This window comes from Bacteroidota bacterium (assembly GCA_016714535.1).
Taxonomy (GTDB): Bacteria; Bacteroidota; Bacteroidia; order AKYH767-A; family OLB10; genus JADKFV01.
The window spans coordinates 119505-137183 of sequence record JADKDR010000014.1 but is presented as its reverse complement, the minus strand read 5'-3'; the positions used below and the strand labels follow the sequence as shown (position 1 = coordinate 137183).

12 protein-coding genes and 1 pseudogene are annotated in these 17679 nt (G+C 39.2%); 9 read left to right on the top strand and 4 right to left on the bottom strand.

The genetic code is table 11. The features are described 5' to 3' along the window. Positions 1-84: 84 nt before the first annotated feature. From IPO27_16840 to IPO27_16830, 3 genes and pseudogenes are all read left to right on the top strand, one after another. Complete coding sequence (locus tag IPO27_16840; protein MBK8848106.1) at positions 85-2223, top strand: S9 family peptidase; 2139 nt, start codon at positions 85-87, stop codon at positions 2221-2223. 239 nt (positions 2224-2462) lie between these two features. Next, on the top strand, positions 2463-4373 hold the full coding sequence (locus tag IPO27_16835) for a sensor histidine kinase (protein ID MBK8848105.1): 1911 nt from the start codon (positions 2463-2465) through the stop codon (positions 4371-4373). Between the two features lie 61 nt (positions 4374-4434). Next, positions 4435-5075 (top strand): annotated as a pseudogene (locus tag IPO27_16830) (response regulator transcription factor). A 93-nt stretch (positions 5076-5168) separates the two neighbouring features. Here IPO27_16830 and ispG read toward each other — a convergent pair. Beyond that, complete coding sequence (gene ispG / locus IPO27_16825) at positions 5169-7145, bottom strand: (E)-4-hydroxy-3-methylbut-2-enyl-diphosphate synthase (protein MBK8848104.1); 1977 nt, start codon at positions 7143-7145, stop codon at positions 5169-5171. Between the two features lie 213 nt (positions 7146-7358). Here ispG and IPO27_16820 point away from each other — a divergent pair, with 213 nt between their 5' ends. The 3 genes from IPO27_16820 (at position 7359) to IPO27_16810 (ending at position 10420) form a co-directional block, all read left to right on the top strand. Beyond that, positions 7359-8105, top strand: coding sequence for a hypothetical protein (locus IPO27_16820; GenBank protein MBK8848103.1), 747 nt, complete (start codon positions 7359-7361; stop codon positions 8103-8105). Positions 8106-8199: 94 nt separating this feature from the next. Continuing rightward, entirely contained in the window at positions 8200-9195 is a 996-nt protein-coding gene (locus IPO27_16815) for a DUF4249 family protein (GenBank protein ID MBK8848102.1), read from the top strand. Positions 9196-9199: 4 nt separating this feature from the next. Continuing rightward, positions 9200-10420 carry a right-handed parallel beta-helix repeat-containing protein gene (locus IPO27_16810; protein MBK8848101.1) on the top strand — a complete coding sequence of 407 codons (1221 nt, stop codon included), beginning with the start codon at positions 9200-9202 and terminating at the stop codon, positions 10418-10420. A gap of 22 nt (positions 10421-10442) precedes the next feature. Here IPO27_16810 and IPO27_16805 read toward each other — a convergent pair whose 3' ends face one another. Then, the gene (locus tag IPO27_16805; GenBank protein MBK8848100.1) at positions 10443-11414 is read right to left on the bottom strand and encodes an SDR family oxidoreductase; all 972 of its coding nucleotides are present in this window, start codon (positions 11412-11414) and stop codon (positions 10443-10445) included. A gap of 184 nt (positions 11415-11598) precedes the next feature. On the opposite strand from IPO27_16805, the gene pcaF reads away from it, so the two are divergent. The 3 genes from pcaF (at position 11599) to folK (ending at position 14529) form a co-directional block, all read left to right on the top strand. Next, positions 11599-12804: a 3-oxoadipyl-CoA thiolase gene (gene pcaF, locus IPO27_16800; GenBank protein MBK8848099.1), complete on the top strand. Its 1206-nt coding sequence runs from the start codon at positions 11599-11601 to the stop codon at positions 12802-12804. Between the two features lie 187 nt (positions 12805-12991). After that, positions 12992-14035: a tryptophan 2,3-dioxygenase gene (locus IPO27_16795; protein ID MBK8848098.1), complete on the top strand. Its 1044-nt coding sequence runs from the start codon at positions 12992-12994 to the stop codon at positions 14033-14035. A gap of 5 nt (positions 14036-14040) precedes the next feature. Next, on the top strand, positions 14041-14529 hold the full coding sequence (gene folK, locus IPO27_16790; GenBank protein ID MBK8848097.1) for a 2-amino-4-hydroxy-6-hydroxymethyldihydropteridine diphosphokinase: 489 nt from the start codon (positions 14041-14043) through the stop codon (positions 14527-14529). A gap of 96 nt (positions 14530-14625) precedes the next feature. Here folK and IPO27_16785 read toward each other — a convergent pair whose 3' ends face one another. Together IPO27_16785 and IPO27_16780 are read right to left on the bottom strand one after the other, a co-directional pair. Further along, complete coding sequence (locus tag IPO27_16785) at positions 14626-16377, bottom strand: T9SS type A sorting domain-containing protein (protein MBK8848096.1); 1752 nt, start codon at positions 16375-16377, stop codon at positions 14626-14628. Positions 16378-16404: 27 nt separating this feature from the next. Beyond that, positions 16405-17412, bottom strand: a complete 1008-nt coding sequence (locus IPO27_16780) for a hypothetical protein (protein MBK8848095.1) — start codon at positions 17410-17412, stop codon at positions 16405-16407. Positions 17413-17679 lie beyond the last annotated feature (267 nt).

Genomic DNA, 17679 nt, shown 5'->3' with positions numbered 1-17679 from the left:
TGGGATTTTAACCAAATGGTAAGCGTTATGCAATTTGCAATTTGCTTACCTTCGCCATCCCTAATAAAAAAACTATCAAATCAGATGCTTAAAAAATTTATCGCGCTTATGATTACTGTTACTGCCCTAACGGCTGCACATGCGCAAAACGAAAAAATTGCTATTGGCAAAGAAAGGCCAAAGTACCCACTAACAAAAAAAGAAGATATTGTTGAAGATCATTTTGGAACGAAGGTAGCCGATCCTTACCGCTGGCTCGAAAATGATACTACAGCTGAAACGGCCGACTGGGTGAAAGAACAAAACACGGTTACCTTTGATTATCTTTCTAAGATTCCTTTTCGTAACAAACTAAAGTCGCGCATAACCGACTTAATCAACTATCCTAAATTTGGTTCGCCATGGCGTGCAGGCGAATATTATTTTTACAGTAAGAATGATGGTTTACAAAATCAATCGGTGATGTATTACCAAAAAGGTATAGATGCTGAGCCTGTTGAATTCTTAAACCCAAACACGATGAGCAAGGATGGAACCGTAACAGCAGGTATGGCTGGATTTAATAAAAAGAAAGATAAAGTAACAGTGAGCGTGCAGCGCAGCGGCAGCGACTGGCAGGAATTGTATGTAATGGATGTGGCAACCAAAACCAAACTTAAGGATAGCATTGCCTGGGCGAAATTTACTGGTGCTACCTGGCAAGGCGATGGCTTTTACTATTGTCGCTATGATGCACCTGTAAAGGGAAAAGAATTTAGCAACAAGAATGAGTATCACAAAATATATTATCATAAACTTGGCGATGATCAAAGTAAGGATCAATTAATTTACGAAGACAAAAATAATCCTCAGCGTTATTACGGCATGGGCATCACCGAGGATGAGCGTTTTTTATTATTAAGCATAAGTCAGGGAACAGATAATTTCGATATGTGGTATAAAGACACGAAAGATGCATCGCAAAAAGATTTTAAGCCATTGTTTACTGGTTTTAATCAAAAGAGTAATGTGGTAGATAATGATGGAGATATGCTCATTGTGCAAACCAATGTAGATGCTTCACGCTATAAAATAGTTTTGGTAGATCCAAAAAATCCGGGCAAGGAAAACTGGAAAACACTGGTGCCTGAAACCAAAGATGTAATAGATGGAGTAGGCACTGCCGGAAAAAAATTATTTATTACTTACTTAAAAGATGGTTGCAACAAAGTATTCCAATACGATTATAAAGGTAAGCTTGAGCGCGAAATACAATTACCCGGATTGGGCTCTGCAGGCGGATTTGGGGGCAACTTTGACGACAAAGAAATTTTCTATACCTACACATCATTCATTTATCCGCCAACTATTTTTCGTTACGATATAGCAAGTGGTAAATCAGAAGTGTTTCGTAAATCAGAGTTAAAGTTCAACCCTGAAGAGTATACAAGCGAACAATTGTTTGCCAAGAGTAAGGATGGAACGATGGTACCACTATTTGTTACATACAAAAAAGGATTGAATCGCGATGGTATGAATCCAACACTGCTTTATGCATACGGAGGTTTCAGTGTTTCACTTGGCCCTAGTTTCAGTGCCAGCCGCATGGCATTCCTTGAGCAAGGGGGTGTGTATGCCATGGCTTTGTTGCGCGGTGGTGGCGAGTATGGCGAAGAGTGGCACAAAGCAGGAATGCTAAAGAACAAGCAGAATGTATTTGATGATTTTATTTCCTGTGCCGAGCATTTAATTTCAAACAAATTTACAAGCCCCTCAAAACTTGCCATCCAAGGTGGCAGCAATGGAGGCCTCCTGATTGGTGCATGCACCAATCAACGCCCTGATTTGTTTGCCGTTGCTATTCCTCAGGTGGGTGTAATGGACATGCTGCGCTATCATAAATTTACTGTGGGTTGGGGCTGGATTGATGAGTATGGCAATCCCGATAGTGCCTCTTATTTCAAATACATTTATGATTACTCTCCATTGCATAATATCAAAACAGGAGCTTCCTATCCGGCAGTAATGATAACCACCGCTGACCACGATGATAGGGTAGTACCTGCGCACTCTTTTAAATATGCAGCAACGTTGCAAGATACCTACAAAGGCAGCAACCCCACCCTAATACGTATTGATGTTAAAGCAGGACATGGAGGTGGCAAACCACTAAGTAAAACGATTGAAGAAATTACAGACATCTACTCCTTCATACTCTATAATACGAACAGCACGGTAAAATAACGTTATGCTTAAACAATGTGCTGTAACCATAAGTGTATACAGGCAGGGTTACACTTGCTTTCACTAAATAAAAAAACTCGCCATCAGGCGAGTTTTTTATTCCTGATAATCAGAACAAACTTTGTTATTCTTTTTAAATCCATTTCTACAATAGCAAACTGTTTTACAAAAAACTCTGCCATAGCCCATTTATAAATAACAGGAAAATAAATAGCTTTACAGATTCATAAAACTATTTGGTGAAGCTAAAGCTTGTAACATTATTTATTCTGCTTCTGTGTATGTGCTTAGCGCATGCATATGATACTCATTTATTTAACAAAACCAATGGAGGATTAATCTGCAAAGAAATAAGCTATATAAAATACCGGGAGGATAGCGCTTACATTAAGTCTATCAAGTTTATTCCCATACCGCCTACTGATACATTGTTTTTTCAAAAAACAAAATTGCAAAAAGGCAACTTATGCTACCGTATCGTTTTGCAAAAAGTTGATTCGCTTTTTAAAGGGAGTTATGCATTGTACTATGGAGGCAGTTTTTCTCATGGTTCATTTTACAGGTTACGAAACGGTTTGCTGGAGCAAGTAAAATATGACGAAACCAATAATTGTGGAAAAACGAAAGGTGCCTTTTATACCGGAATTTTAATAGACAACAGCAATTATACTGACACATTATACCTTGATATTACTAAAGAAATGAGCGGAGCCAAGAAATATTTTGGCCTTTGTTCATACGAAGAATATACCCATCAACAATTAACTATTCTTAATAAAGAAAAGTGGCCATTTACCATACGTTTGGTATTTACTTTTTTCCTTATCACTCAAATTATTTATGTCCTGTTTCAATGGTACTTCCATAAAGACTCTATTTACCTCAATTACTTAGGATACATGAGCTGCCTCTTATATTATTTCTTTATCAATCTGATAATGATTTCGCATTGGGGACTACCATTTGGAATTAGCGGCAGTTATTGGTTTGAAGCAACAACCTTGATGTTGTTCTTACCTAATTTCTTTTATTACAAATTTGCCAGGGGCTACCTTGGTACTGCCGAACATTTTCCGGAAAAGGATTATCAAATACGAATATCGGAATATGCCATACTTTTGGTTATTGCAGTTTACCTTGTTCTTACTAAAATCAGTCGCACCGCACTTTTCATTTTTATGTTATTGGTTACTATTGCTTTGTTTGTATACAACATTTCGCTCATCATTCACTTTTTTAAAAGGAAAAATGTAATTACTCGCTTTCTTTTGTGGGGTAGTATAGCAGCAAGTACTGGGCATTTTGTAGCCATGCTTATTTCCTATCTACATTATCTTAATCTTATTTCGATTTTGTATGTTGATGCACATATAATTACGATTTCCGGTCTGTTTTTAGAAATAATATTATTTAATATTGGCTTGGGTTATCGTTCAAAAGTAGAATCGGAAGCACGATTGCAAGCACAACAGCAGTTAATGGCTGAGTTAAAGAAAAATGAAAAACTTACTAATGATTTAACTACCGTAAGAAATAATATTGCCAACGACCTTCATGATGATGTAGGCAGTACACTCAGTAGTATCAGTTTGTATGGCGAACTGGCAAGCAAACAAATGAATAGCAATCCTGAAATATCGCGCAATACGCTTGACAAAATTGTAACCAGTGCACAACGTATGCTTGAAAGCATGAATGAAATAATTTGGGTAATACATAGCAAGCATGACATAGGCGAAGATATTGCATCACGTATGAATATTTTCTTAGCAGATCGTTTAGACGCAATAGGTATGAATCATAAATTTGAAGCGAATAATGAGGCTAGACAATTGAGCCTCGATATGTATGTAAAACGAAATTTGATATTATTCTTTAAAGAAGCTATAAACAATGCCGCTAAATATTCCCAAGCAAAACTAGTCTCTTGCAATATGTATATTGAACGCGATGAATTGGTTCTTGAAATAAAAGATGATGGCAAAGGGATGCCCGAAAATGTTAATTACGGACACGGTATAAAAAGCATAGAAGAAAGAATAAAAAAATCGGGGGGAATGTTCTTTCTAGGCTCATTGCCCGGCAAAGGCACCACGCTAACAGCGCGTATTCCTTTGTCCAAAGCAATTGACAGAAGTATAACCAAATAACAATATCACTAGAATTAGTGATACAATATAAAAGATTAAAAAATTTCATTTGTAATCTCCTATGAAAAAAATTCGTGTTGCCATATTTGAAGACAATCCTGACCGGCTCGATAGCTTGCAAATGCTTATTGAATCGAAAGAGGACTTGCAACTTGCCGGCAGTGCCATTAATGCCTACAATGCGTTGCAAGATGTAGCCAAATGGGTGCCAGATGTTATCTTAATGGATATTGGTATGCCCGGTGTTACCGGCATAGTGGCTACAAGGTTGATTAAGGAAATGTATCCGCAAATTTGTATTCTGATACAAACTGTTTTTGAAGACAGTGAAAAATATTTGATTCGATAAAAGCCGGTGCAAGTGGTTACATATTAAAAAAAGCATCGTCCGAAAAAATAATCGAAGCCATTTTTGATGTTTACAATGGTGGCTCGCCTATTACACCAAGTATTGCAGGAAAGGTGCTCAGCTATTTTCAGGCGGTACCTACTCCGGTAAAAAATGATGCGTACAACCTTACCGACCGCGAAGTGCAAGTATTGCAACACTTAGTAACCGGTGATAGCTATAAAATGATAGCCGACAAAATGAATATCAGCTATTTTACTGTTAACTCGCACATCAAAAAAATTTACAGCAAGCTACATGTCAACTCTATTGGAGAGGCTATATCCAAAGCACTAAAGGATAACATTGTGTAACTTTAGCCAACAGCGCTTTTATCAAACAAAAAACTGCTTAATTAATTCTTCAAGATTAAAAAAATAGTTTGGGTTCCAATTGCTTTAGCTTAATTAAACTTGCTCTAGCACAGGTTCTTCTTTCCAATCCCCATTTGCCTTTATTAATTCTATTAAAGCATCTACAGCATCCGTTTCGGGGATGTTGCGTTGCACCACTTCTTTACCCTTATATAAAATAATTTTTCCTACTCCTGCGCCCACGTAACCATAGTCGGCATCGGCCATTTCGCCAGGCCCATTCACAATACAACCCATAATTCCAATTTTAACACCCTTAAGATGCGATGTGCGTGCGCGAATGCGGGCAGTAGTTTCTTGCAAATCAAAAAGCGTGCGTCCGCATGATGGACAACTGATATATTCTGTTTTAGAAATGCGTGTACGGGCTGCTTGCAAAATTCCAAAAGCTGTTGAGTTTATTATTACAGGCGACAAAGCGGCCGACAACCATACCGCATCGCCAAAACCATCATTAAGCAATGCTCCGCAATCGGTGGCCGAATATAAACGGAAGGCATCTGTATTTTCAGTATTGTAATTTCTTTTAATGACTAACGGTAGTTGTATATGTTCCTTAAGCAAGTAAAAAATAACCCTGCGAAGAGATGCGGCAGCGGCTTCGTTTTTGGTATGTAGCACCAGCACGCACCCCGGTTTAGATACAAGCGATTTTACTTTTTCAATAGTTGACAGCTCAAAAAATGTATCTGCATTAATGGAAATAAAATTCAGCTCCCGGTGCCAATTAATATCAGTGATGTATTTTAAATCAACAAAGGGGTAGGTGCGTTCCTTTTCTTTGTTTTCATTCCAGGTTTCATAATTGCATATAACACCTAAGGTTCCAGGTATTTCAAAATCAAGAACTGAGTTTCCGGTAAATACAAAATCGCAAGCCAGATCAGAAATATTCCACTTTTCCATTGCTACCGAGTAGTTGTAACCTACTGCAAACAACGAAGCGTGAGATATTTTTTCTTTCGTGCTCAAATCGGCTATTACCCGTGGCACATTTCTGCCTCCAATATTATTTGCAGCAATGGATAACCTCCGGTTATGGGAAGTAGCACTATATAAATCAGGTAAAACAGCCAGTGTTTCTTTTTCTAATTCTTTAATTGGTTGATGTGCTGCCCGGTTAGTATATCGCATAGCCAACGCTTTGGCTACAGGTATTTCAAACTCAGGATCTTCGGTTAATGATACCCGAATGGTATCTCCTATTCCATCTTCGAGCAAGGTGCCAATACCAACTGCCGATTTAATTCGGCCGTCCTCACCATCGCCAGCTTCTGTTACACCCAGGTGCAACGGATAGATTGGATCATTGGCATTGCGTTCGCGTAAGTGCATTATAAGCAAGCGATAGGCCTGAATCATGACCTGCGTATTACTTGCTTTCATGGAAATTACAATGTTGTAAAAATTTTCGTCTTCACAAATTTGCAAAAACTCAAGGGCGCTCTCTACCATACCCAAAGGCGTATCGCCATACCGACTCATAATGCGGTCGCTGAGCGATCCATGATTGGTACCAATACGCATAGCAGTGCCATACTCTTTGCAAATTTTAACTAGTGGAGTAAATCGTTCGCGAATTCTTTCCAACTCTTCATGGTAACCAGCATCGGTATAATTCAACTCTTCAAATTTTTTCTTATCGGCATAATTACCGGGATTTATGCGCACCTTCTCTACAAGCCGGGCTGCCAGTTCTGCTGCATTCGGTGTAAAGTGAATATCGGCCACTAGCGGAGTTTGGTATCCTTTTTTTCGTAACTCATTTTTTATGTTCTCAAGGTTTTGTGCTTCGTTCATGCTGGGCGCTGTTATGCGCACTAACTCGCAACCGGCCTCTATCATACGTATGCTTTGTGCTACAGTACCTGCTGTATCCATAGTGTCGGTAGTGGTCATACTCTGCACCCGTATAGGATGGTGGGCACCTAAATAGAGCCCTCCTATATTAACCTCGCGAGTTAGCAACCTCGAATATTGTGTAAGGCTATTACAATAATGATTTCCCATTTTTTTGCTTTATATGTTACAAAGATACATTAGTACATGGCTACAACAAAAACACCTCCCTTTAGGTTTTGGTTAAATGCATTTGACCTCAGCATTTTTGCCGGCATATGCTGCTATATTTCATTAACAAATATGCTCTCATAACTTATGCCTGGCTATAAGTAATGTTAAGTGACATTGCTGTAGTTTTGAAATAATAATTTCGAAAAAAAAATGAAATACCTTATCCTACTTATATCATTGGCAACCTCGCTTTGTTATGGCCAGTCGGGAAACAATGCCCTAAAACGAAATGTGATTGTGTTGCCTTACAATCCACTTTATTACATGAGCGATGCCGATCGCGATGTTGCAGAACAAAGCAAGGATGACATCAAAAAAATCCGAAACGATTTTAATGAAATATCTGAACAGGCACTGTATAAGGCTTTATCAGTAAATTTCAATCCCATTTCGCTTTTTCAAAATAGCGACAAGCACAACGACCTCAAAGCGATGATGCAGATGTTAAGCTATGAATATAGTCGTCCCGAAACTGACCGCAACGAAGAATACAAAAAGCCCATGCAAATGTTGAAAGATGCCTTAACCATTAAAAGCGAAGATGAGGTTCAGGGTTTCGTAAATACTGATCAAACAACACAATATATGCGGGCGGTGCTTACTAAACCCGAAATAGCGCGAGAGATTGCCAAAAAATATGAAGCAGAATATTTTGTTATACTTACCCAGTTTGAAATTAAAACCAATTACAAAACATGTATTGATATAGCCAATAAACTTTATCAACGTGAGCTTATCTGGCATTTCACCATCTACGACCGTCAGGGAAACTTTAAAACCGGCAACTATGCTAAAGCATTGTTTCCATCTACAAAATCCGATGCGGGTGTTATAATCGGCAATCTTTTTCCCTTTATATCTTCAATTGTAGCCACACACCTACAGCAACATCAATAATCTTACAAGAATTTTACTCCTACTTCTTTTATTTTACTGGCTTATATTCTATGTTTGAAGCAAAATTCAAACAAACTTTTTACATTTTATTCGCGTGAAAAATAGTTTCCTAGTTACACTTATTTCCTTGTTAGGCTTTTCATTTTTTATTTCCTGTGAAAACGACCTAGATATTGTTTCTCCTTATAAAGACACTACTATTGTATATTGCTTGCTTGACTTGAGCGACAGTGTTCATTGGGTACGTGTACACAAGGCCTTCTTAGGGCCAGGCGATGCCGAACAAATGGCGGCCTATGCTGATTCGATTTATTATAGCGATCAGCTCACGGTAAAGTTGGAGCGCTGGGTAAACAACCAATTATATGGCGTAATTAATTTTGCCCGCGATTCATCGGTTACCAAAGAGCCCGGGTTATTTGCCGAATCACCAAATATTTTGTACAAATCTTATGGCATTGATAATCTTTTTGATGATAGCGAATACCGCCTGCTTATTACCAACCGTAAAACTGGCAAGGTAATAAGTGCTGCAGCCAATATGATACAAAAGCCATTTATTTCCAATCCGAGTTCGGGGTCCATTAGTCTTAGTCCCGGTCCATTCAATATAAAACTAAATACCGGAAAATACGCCAAGACCTATGATGTAAAAATTGTATTTAACTACATTGAGCAATCAAAGGCCGACTCAAGCCTAATAGTAAACAAACAAACCATCTGGAATGCAGGCGTTATTGAAGCGCCCTCTACGGATGGTAGTCAACCCGTAACCTATACCCTCAAACGTGAAGAATTTGCACAGTTTCTGAAATCTACTATTAAACCAGACCCAACCGTGTATCGCTATACCGGTAAACTTGATTTTTATTTTGCAGCAAGTGACAATACCATGTTTGAATATCAGCGTATCAACAATGCCAACGGAGTTAATTCAGGAAATGCTTTATTATTTACAAACATACAAGGAGGGCTTGGTCTAATGGCATGTAAACGCACCGATGTAAAATCAGGTCAATCATTATCAGGACAAACCGTATTATTTATTCAAACATCGCCCGAAACAAGTAATCTTGGATTTGTACAATAACATTATGAAAACAATTTTTATCAAATCCATCATAGCAATTTTTGCCGCATGTATCATAATTGTGTCGTGTAAAAAAGAAACACCATTGGCACAGCCACAAAAGGATGTGCCCAATAACTACCCTAATGATGGTGCCATTGTTTTAAGCGACAATATTATAACTGACACAGTTCTTAAGAATCATAAAAATGGTGTGGACTATCGCATAGCCTCGTGCATACAGGTTAGCCGTGGCAGCAAAATAACCATCGAAAGTGGGGTTTCGATAGAAGTAATGCCGGGCATGTGCATAGAATTATATGACAGTACATCGTTTACTGTTACCGGTACAATGGCATCGCCTGTAACCATTTCGGGTTTGGTAAAAAGCAAAGGATCGTGGCGTGGTATATTTATGAATGGTAATTTATGCTCAGTCAATATGCAATTTGCCTCTGTACAATTTGCCGGCAACGATTGGCGACAATTTAATAGCTCAGCCATAAATGCTTATCGGGGAAGCATCACGTTAAACAACTGCGAATTCGGAAACAATCTCTCCTATTGTATTTGGCTAAGCAACGATGTAAGCATTGGCGGTATTCATAATAATAAGTTTCTGAATAACGATGCTGAACCCATTATGATTGATTTTCGAAAATGCGATCAGCTTAGCAATGACAATACCTTTACCGGAAACGTGCTGAACGGAGTATTAATTAAAACTGCACCCAAAGAATTTTGTAACAATGATTTGAATATTCCAAAGCTAAATGTTCCTTATTATGCAGACAGCACATTTAATACGCGTAAAGCAATTGTAATTCAACCGGGAACCTGGATGATTATGAAAAAGCTATCCATTTTTAATGTTGATAATAGTCAGGGAACTGGCGCATCATTTACAGCAAATGGTACTGCACAGCAAAGTATTACTCTGGAAGGCGCTGAACAAAAAAAAGGTTACTGGTCAGGTATTCAAATGAAAAGCGCCAACGCATCGTTTGAATATTGCAATTTAATTAGTGCAGGCCTTGTAAATAATTATGTCAGTATAAATCCCTATGCTGTAATAATTAGCGAAGGCCCTGGTGCTGACACATTAAATGTAAAGAATTGTACTTTGCTAAACGGACCTGAATGGGCAATTGCAATAGATACTCCGGCCGTAAACTATAATCTGGATATTGAGACAATTAATTTTTTTGATACCACCTTCAAAAATGGAAATGTGATCTGGTTTTAAAATAATAATACAAGTTTAGAAATTAATCAAACTTGTGTTCCTTTTTAAATAGTTCATCGTGGGGCAATTTTTTAAAATAATCAAAGGTCATTTTAAGTCCATCGTCACGAAGAACTTTAGGCTCCCAATTCAAAATTTTTCGGGCCAGAGCAATGTCAGGTCTGCGTTGCTTTGGGTCATCGGTTGGTAGCTCTTTGTAAATTATTTTTTGCGAAGTTCCGGTAAGTTTAATTATTTCTTCGGCAAATTCCTTAATCGTAATTTCGGCAGGGTTACCAATATTTACAGGCAAGTGGTAATCGCTCATTAACAAACGGTATATACCTTCTACCAAATCGTCAACATAACAAAACGAGCGGGTTTGTGAGCCATCGCCAAATACAGTGATATCTTCGCCTCGCAGTGCTTGCCCAAAAAAGGCGGGCAATGCACGCCCATCATTAAGGCGCATGCGTGGGCCATAGGTATTAAAGATTCTGACTATCCGTGTTTCAATTCCGTGTACATTGTGATAGGCCATGGTCATGGCCTCCTGAAAACGTTTGGCTTCATCATAAACTCCACGTGGTCCTATGGGATTCACGTGCCCCCAATAATCTTCGTTTTGAGGATGCACCTGCGGATCGCCATATATTTCTGATGTAGATGCTACCAGAATACGGGCCTTTTTGGCACGCGCCACACCCAGCATATTGTGTGTACCCAGGCTTCCCACTTTTAATGTTTGAATAGGAATTTTCAAATAATCGATAGGGCTGGCAGGTGATGCGAAATGCAAAATATAATCGACCGGCTCAGCAACGTGTACATACTTAGTTACATCGTGCTCATAGAATGTAAATTCTTTATGAGGAAATAGATGCTCAATATTTTTGAGCGAACCAGTAACCAGATTATCCATACCTAAAACATGAAATCCCTGATTAATAAGCCTATCGCATAAATGCGAACCCAGAAATCCTGCCGCGCCTGTTATTAAAACTGTTTTGCTCATACAAACTGATGTTGGTGGGTAAACTTTTATTTATAAAAAATGAATCGAGAAAAAAAGAATCATGACAAACGTACTGATAAAGGTATAAATGACCAAAGAAAAAGGAACTTCGATGCATGAAGCGACAAGAGATAATGCTAACGAATTACGAACTAACAGCTACCTTTGCAGCAAATTACTGGTGATGAAAAAGGCATATATAGTTGATGGTGTGCGCACAGCCATTGGCAATTTAGGTGGCACCCTGGCAGGAGTGAGGTGTGATGATCTTGCTGCCCATGTTTTAAAAGAGTTGATGCAGAAGCATCCCGGCATAAATGCAACAGATATTGAAGAAGTGGTGTTGGGGTGTGCAAATCAGGCAGGCGAAGATAATCGCAATGTAGCACGCATGGCAAGTTTGCTTGCAGGCTTGCCGGTAAGCATAGCTGGCGAAACTGTAAACCGTTTGTGTGCATCGGGATTGAGCGCTTGCGCCTCAGCTGCACGCATGATACAATCGGGCGATGGCCAATTAATTATAGCAGGAGGCGTAGAAAGTATGACCCGTTCGCCTTGGGTTATAAGTAAAACAAGCGCACCCTATGGACGCGATGCTCAAATGTTTGATAGCAGCTTTGGATGGCGATTTGTAAACCCATTAATGAAAAAAATGTATGGTACCGATGCCATGGGCGAAACTGCCGAAAATCTGGCTGTACGCGACTCTATCAGCAGAGAAGATCAAGATGCCTTCGCTATGCGAAGTCAACTGAAAGCTGCTGCTGCGCAGCAATCTGGCCGATTTGCAAAGGAAATTGTGACAATTCCTATTCCACAAAAAAAACCCGCATTCATACAATTTGATACCGATGAGTTTATAAAACCATCAACTACCATGGAAGGGTTGTCGAACTTAAAAGCTGCCTTTAAAGCGAATGGTACCGTAACAGCAGGAAATGCATCGGGATTAAATGATGGAGCTGCTGCTTTACTATTAGCAAACGAAAATATGATTAATCAATACCAGTTAAAACCAATAGCCGAAATAGTAAGCATAGCCTCAGCCGGGGTTGAACCACGTATTATGGGAATAGGCCCTGTAAATGCTGCCAACAAAGCATTGCAGCGTGCCGGCATTAGTTGGGACAACCTTGATATTATAGAATTGAATGAAGCCTTTGCAGCCCAGGCGCTTGCTTGCACTCGCACATGGGGTCTTGCTGACGATGATCCACGTCTCAATCCCAACGGTGGTGCTATTGCGCTTGGCCATCCCTTAGGTATGAGTGGCGCAAGAATTTTACTTAGTGCTGCAATTGAATTACAAATTCAGAAAAAAGAATATGCCCTTATAACCATGTGCATAGGCGTTGGGCAAGGATTTGCAATGGTAATTAAGCGCTCCTGATTCCTATGGAGATACTTTCTAATTTTCCTCCTGATAGAAAAAGTGCAGAAGCTCAAATCAATAACTTTTTTCTTCAATAAAGCATCAACATAAGAATTTACTAACTACCAATTTCAATATTAGTAATCAACTTGAGTATATCTGATTATATTTGCCTTCGATTTCTAATAAATCCCACCTTTAAAACATGTCAGATCGCAAACCGGTTCATTACAGTGATTATTTACAACTCGATAAAATACTGAATGCACAGTTACCTGAAAGCGATAAAGAAAAATTGGAAGCTCACGATGAAATGCTTTTCATCATCATTCATCAGGCGTATGAATTATGGTTTAAGCAATTGGCATATGATCTTGATTCAGTTATTAAGCTAGTGTCGACTCCAGCAATCAACGACAATTCGCCAGCCATGCAAACAGTTGTTCATCGTTTAAACCGTATGGGAACCATTTTACGTGTATTGGTTCATCAAATTGATATACTTGAAACAATGACTCCGCTTGACTTTCTCGACTTTCGCGATTTGTTGCGCCCTGCTTCGGGATTTCAAAGCTGGCAGTTCAAATTATTTGAAGGCAGACTTGGTTTAAAGTTTGAAAACCGTCACGGGCAAGAATATTATATATCACAATTGCGACCTGCCGAAGTTGAATTAATAAAAAATTCTGAAAGCCAGCCTTCATTGCTTGATTTAATAAATGCATGGCTCAGCCGCATGCCCTTTTTTAACGATGCCTCTCTTTGGAAAGAATTTAAAACACAACATGAGCCTATTCCTGATATGCATCCATTTTGGAGTGAGTACAAACAGGTATATGCCTCAACATTGCTCGAAGCCGAAAAGGGAAATCTTTCAGCATTTGATGAACTTTTTATTTCTGAAAACCCACAACGGTCATTAAGTGCCGCAGCTAATCGTACTGCCCTATTTATATTATTGTATCGCGGCTTTCCTCTGTTACAGCAACCGTTTCAACTCATACAGCAATTATTGGAAATAGATGAGCAAATGGCCACATGGCGCTTTCGCCATGTGAATATGGTACACCGCATGATTGGTGGACGTGTTGGCACCGGTGGCAGCACCGGCAAGGAATATTTGCAAGGCGCCTTGCAAAAACACTACGTCTTTAAAGATTTTGCCATTCTTACCAGTTTCCTTATCCCTCGAACAAAATTACCTGAGCTTGGTACTGCTTTACAAAACAAGTTAGGTTTTACATCATAAACGAAATGCACTATGTAACCGCTTATTTACTCACAGGTAGCAACATTGGTTGCAAACTAATTAATTTAATTGAAGCTGCAGAATTAATTGATGATACCACCCATTGTATTGTTACCGAAACATCTTCTGTATATCGGACTGCACCGTGGGGTTATAAAAATCAACCGGCTTTTTTTAATCAAGCACTTAAAATACGGACATCGTTGCCTCCCTATATTCTTTTGAAGCGTATGAAAGCAATTGAAAAAAAGATGGGACGCAAACCCAACGAAAAATGGCGTGCCCGACTAATTGATATTGATATTTTACTTTATGGTAATGAAAAGGTAAGTGCCAATGATTTAATTATTCCGCACCCCGGTTTGCATGTGCGCAAGTTTGCGCTTAGTTGCCTTAGCGAAATTGCTGGTAATGTAAAGCATCCGGTGCATGCACAAACTATTTCTAAATTGGCTCAAAACTGCACCGATCATTCGTTGGTAATAAAGCTTTAGTTGCTTGTAATAAATCAATTAAGCAATTTGTTTTTCAAGCATAAATAAAAAAAGCCACCTCATGGAGGTGGCTTTGGAAAGATATAAAACGGTGGGTTAGTTTAACTTGTTGATTTTTGAACGAAGAATTTTTTCTCCATCATTTACAACTATAAAGTAAGAGCCATCGGCTAACTCAGAACAATCAACACTAATTTGCTGTTGTCCCTGATCAAATACCTTGTCGCTGAAAACTACCTTTACTACTGCACCTGCCATGTTAGTAATGTATGCAGAGCACCTTCTTTCTGAATTTAAATCCAAAGTCATCGTAAAGTTATTTGCAAAAGGATTAGGCATTACGGCAACATCATTGGTGCTGGAGGCAGAATTTGAACTGGTTTCGTTTCCTTGTTCTTCGTAACGGGTTTCCAAATTGGCAAAAGCACTGGGGCCAATCACTACCAGTCCTACAGGGGCGCGCATTACAAGTGTTTTCGTAGTAATAACGGTTTCTGTATATGCTCCTTCTACTATGTTCAACGTATTGTTGGCAGCAGCGGCAGTTACAGCAGCATTTACGGTTTTGTATGGACGCATTACAGTTCCCGAGGCCGTGGCCGAGGGGTGATTCTCATCAATATACAAATGGCCGGTACCCAAAGCATTTTGTACGGCAGTTTCAAGATCATCCTCTTCGAAACTTGTTCCTGCATTTGCTCCGGGATTTGCATTGTTTGTTACACAACCCGCATTGGTATGTATACCCACTGTATTTAAAGTGTTATTAATAATAACAGGGCTTCCGCTGTTTCCACCTTCGGTATCAACGGTATAGTTTAATCCTACTGCGGTAGTGCTTCCTGTTTCACTTACAAATGGTCCGGCACTTGTTTGATTGGTTTGGCTACTTGCGTTGCAGCCTGAACAAGGACCGCCACCAGTACCAGAGGGTACGAAATCTACTCCAAATCCCGTAATTCGTGTTGTGCTCCCCGAGGTGCCTGGTAACACATCTTTTGTGCAACGGAAGTAGGTTTGATCAAAGGCATTGAAAACCCCATTGGCTTCATTAGGCAACTTTCCGGTGTTTGAATTAGGGTTTACATTGTATGTACACCAGTCATTACCAGTACCGGTAGTATTTTGAAAAACAATACTGTTTGCAACCACGGGATACTGATTGCTTGGACTGGCTGCAACGGTTGTACCATTACTTGTAGAAGAGGGAACATTAAATTCCATAATAGACATGTTTCCTGTGCAATGACCAGCGGTAACGAAACGACCATTGGAAATTTGCCATCCCGTACAACCAACAGGCATCAATCGGCCAACCTTTTTATCACTTGATGCTACGCGGTCATCGGTGGTTCCGCATTGCGACTCAGGTGAGCCAAGGAATCCCTCAATTGCAAACGTGCTTGCAACTTTAAGCATTACATTATTATCGCCCGGTGCTACCCAAAGCTGAACCTCAACTGCATCTCCATTAAAAAATGCTGATGAGTAATACCAATCTTCTATGCTCTTATTGTCGAGGCGTTGTGTGCCATTATCATACAACGAAATTAATTGTATAAAACTGTTGGCACCCAAATTAACATCGCTTAGAAACAAGCGCATGTTAGCAGTATTGGTTTCGCTTACTGTAGTGGATAGAATTTTATATTCGTTAGTTTGAAACTCACGATATATCAATCCTCCACCATCTGCTACTATGGGCTTAAAATAGTTTCCACTAAAAGGCCCTAGTTTAATATTTTGAACTGTGGTATGCGTGCTGCTTGTAGCAGTTTGCGCATAGCTCCACACGGAAGCCAGCAATAAAGCAATCACCGGCAAAATCCATTTTTTGTTTCTATTCATAGCTATGCAATTTTTATAAGTTGAAAATTACTTTCCTATGGTAGCTTTCAAATCCTTGTTTTCTTGCTCTAATGCTTTAATGCGCTTGTCAGCATCAATCATATAAAGTGTTAACTCCTCTATTTTCTTAATCATGCGTGCGCTCATATCGGCAACTTGTAAGCCATTGTTTTCTACATCTGAAGCAGGATTAATTTCAGGTAAGTGTTTATTTTCCTTAATAAAAGATTCAACCTCCGACAGTGGGCGTAATTTATAGTCTGGCTCAAACACGTAATCGCACCAGCCTGTTTCCAGGCGAAGCTCGGTAGCACGAACTGCACCACAAACATTTAACTTATAGATGGTGCTTGTTGTACCAATACCAACATTGCCATTTAAATCCATACGCATATATTCAGTATAAGTAGTTCCATCATCTGCACTATTTTCATAGCGTAAAACACCTCCAGAGTTGCGCATTCTCCAATCGTAAGAACCTGCTCCAACACGCTTTAATACTAAGCTCACATCACTTGAATTAGGACAACTTAGCGTAACTGTTTGCGCTCCGGTGCCACTATTTTGGCTTATTACTCCACCAATATATGCGTTGGCAGAAACTTTGCAATTACCCAATACATCCAATGCTTCGGCTGGCGATGATGTATTTACACCAACACGACCTGCACGCACAAACATATCAGGAGTTCCCCCACCAGTGCTATTAGAAAAAATGATTCCTGAAGAATCTTTATGATACATCCATGCTTTATTGGCTCCTGAAGTTCTAAAGCAAATGCCATTATTATTATTAGCATTTGGTTTATTTAGATTTACAAATGGGTATGAGTCGTTAACCGTAATGTCACCATTGTTGGCGGCTCCGGTAATGGTTAACATGGTACTTGATGCTCCCGATCCACCGATGTTTACTCTATTGGTTAACGTAGTTTGATGAATGGTAGTACCTGTAACTGACCATTGAGCGAATGATTGCGAGGCAGTAAGGCACAATACAAGTGCAGCCCCAAGAAAGTTAATGTTTTTTCTCATTTTGATTTTTTTTAAGAATTTAAAATTTTTGTTTGGTAAGATTGGTCGCTTTATTTAAAGCCCGACAAACATAATGTATCAACCCACGCCCTGTCAATCACTAATACTAGTGATAGCGACTTCATGTTCAGTCAAAATGATTATAGTATATTAAAACCGACCTACTTAAGGAACTTTAACTTCAATACTTATACGCTGTTTTATGTTCATTACATTTTATAAAGCAAAATAAATCTGTAGCAACAAAACATAATTTTGCCGCACTGC

Coding starts and splice junctions, on each gene's coding strand:
- IPO27_16840 (MBK8848106.1), top strand. CDS start 85: ATGCTTAAAAAATTTATCGCGCTTATGATTACTGTTACTGCCCTAACG.
- ispG (MBK8848104.1), bottom strand. CDS start 7,145: ATGGGAAATCATTATTGTAATAGCCTTACACAATATTCGAGGTTGCTA.
- IPO27_16820 (MBK8848103.1), top strand. CDS start 7,359: ATGAAATACCTTATCCTACTTATATCATTGGCAACCTCGCTTTGTTAT.
- IPO27_16810 (MBK8848101.1), top strand. CDS start 9,200: ATGAAAACAATTTTTATCAAATCCATCATAGCAATTTTTGCCGCATGT.
- IPO27_16805 (MBK8848100.1), bottom strand. CDS start 11,414: ATGAGCAAAACAGTTTTAATAACAGGCGCGGCAGGATTTCTGGGTTCG.
- pcaF (MBK8848099.1), top strand. CDS start 11,599: ATGAAAAAGGCATATATAGTTGATGGTGTGCGCACAGCCATTGGCAAT.
- IPO27_16795 (MBK8848098.1), top strand. CDS start 12,992: ATGTCAGATCGCAAACCGGTTCATTACAGTGATTATTTACAACTCGAT.
- folK (MBK8848097.1), top strand. CDS start 14,041: ATGCACTATGTAACCGCTTATTTACTCACAGGTAGCAACATTGGTTGC.
- IPO27_16785 (MBK8848096.1), bottom strand. CDS start 16,377: ATGAATAGAAACAAAAAATGGATTTTGCCGGTGATTGCTTTATTGCTG.
- IPO27_16780 (MBK8848095.1), bottom strand. CDS start 17,412: ATGAGAAAAAACATTAACTTTCTTGGGGCTGCACTTGTATTGTGCCTT.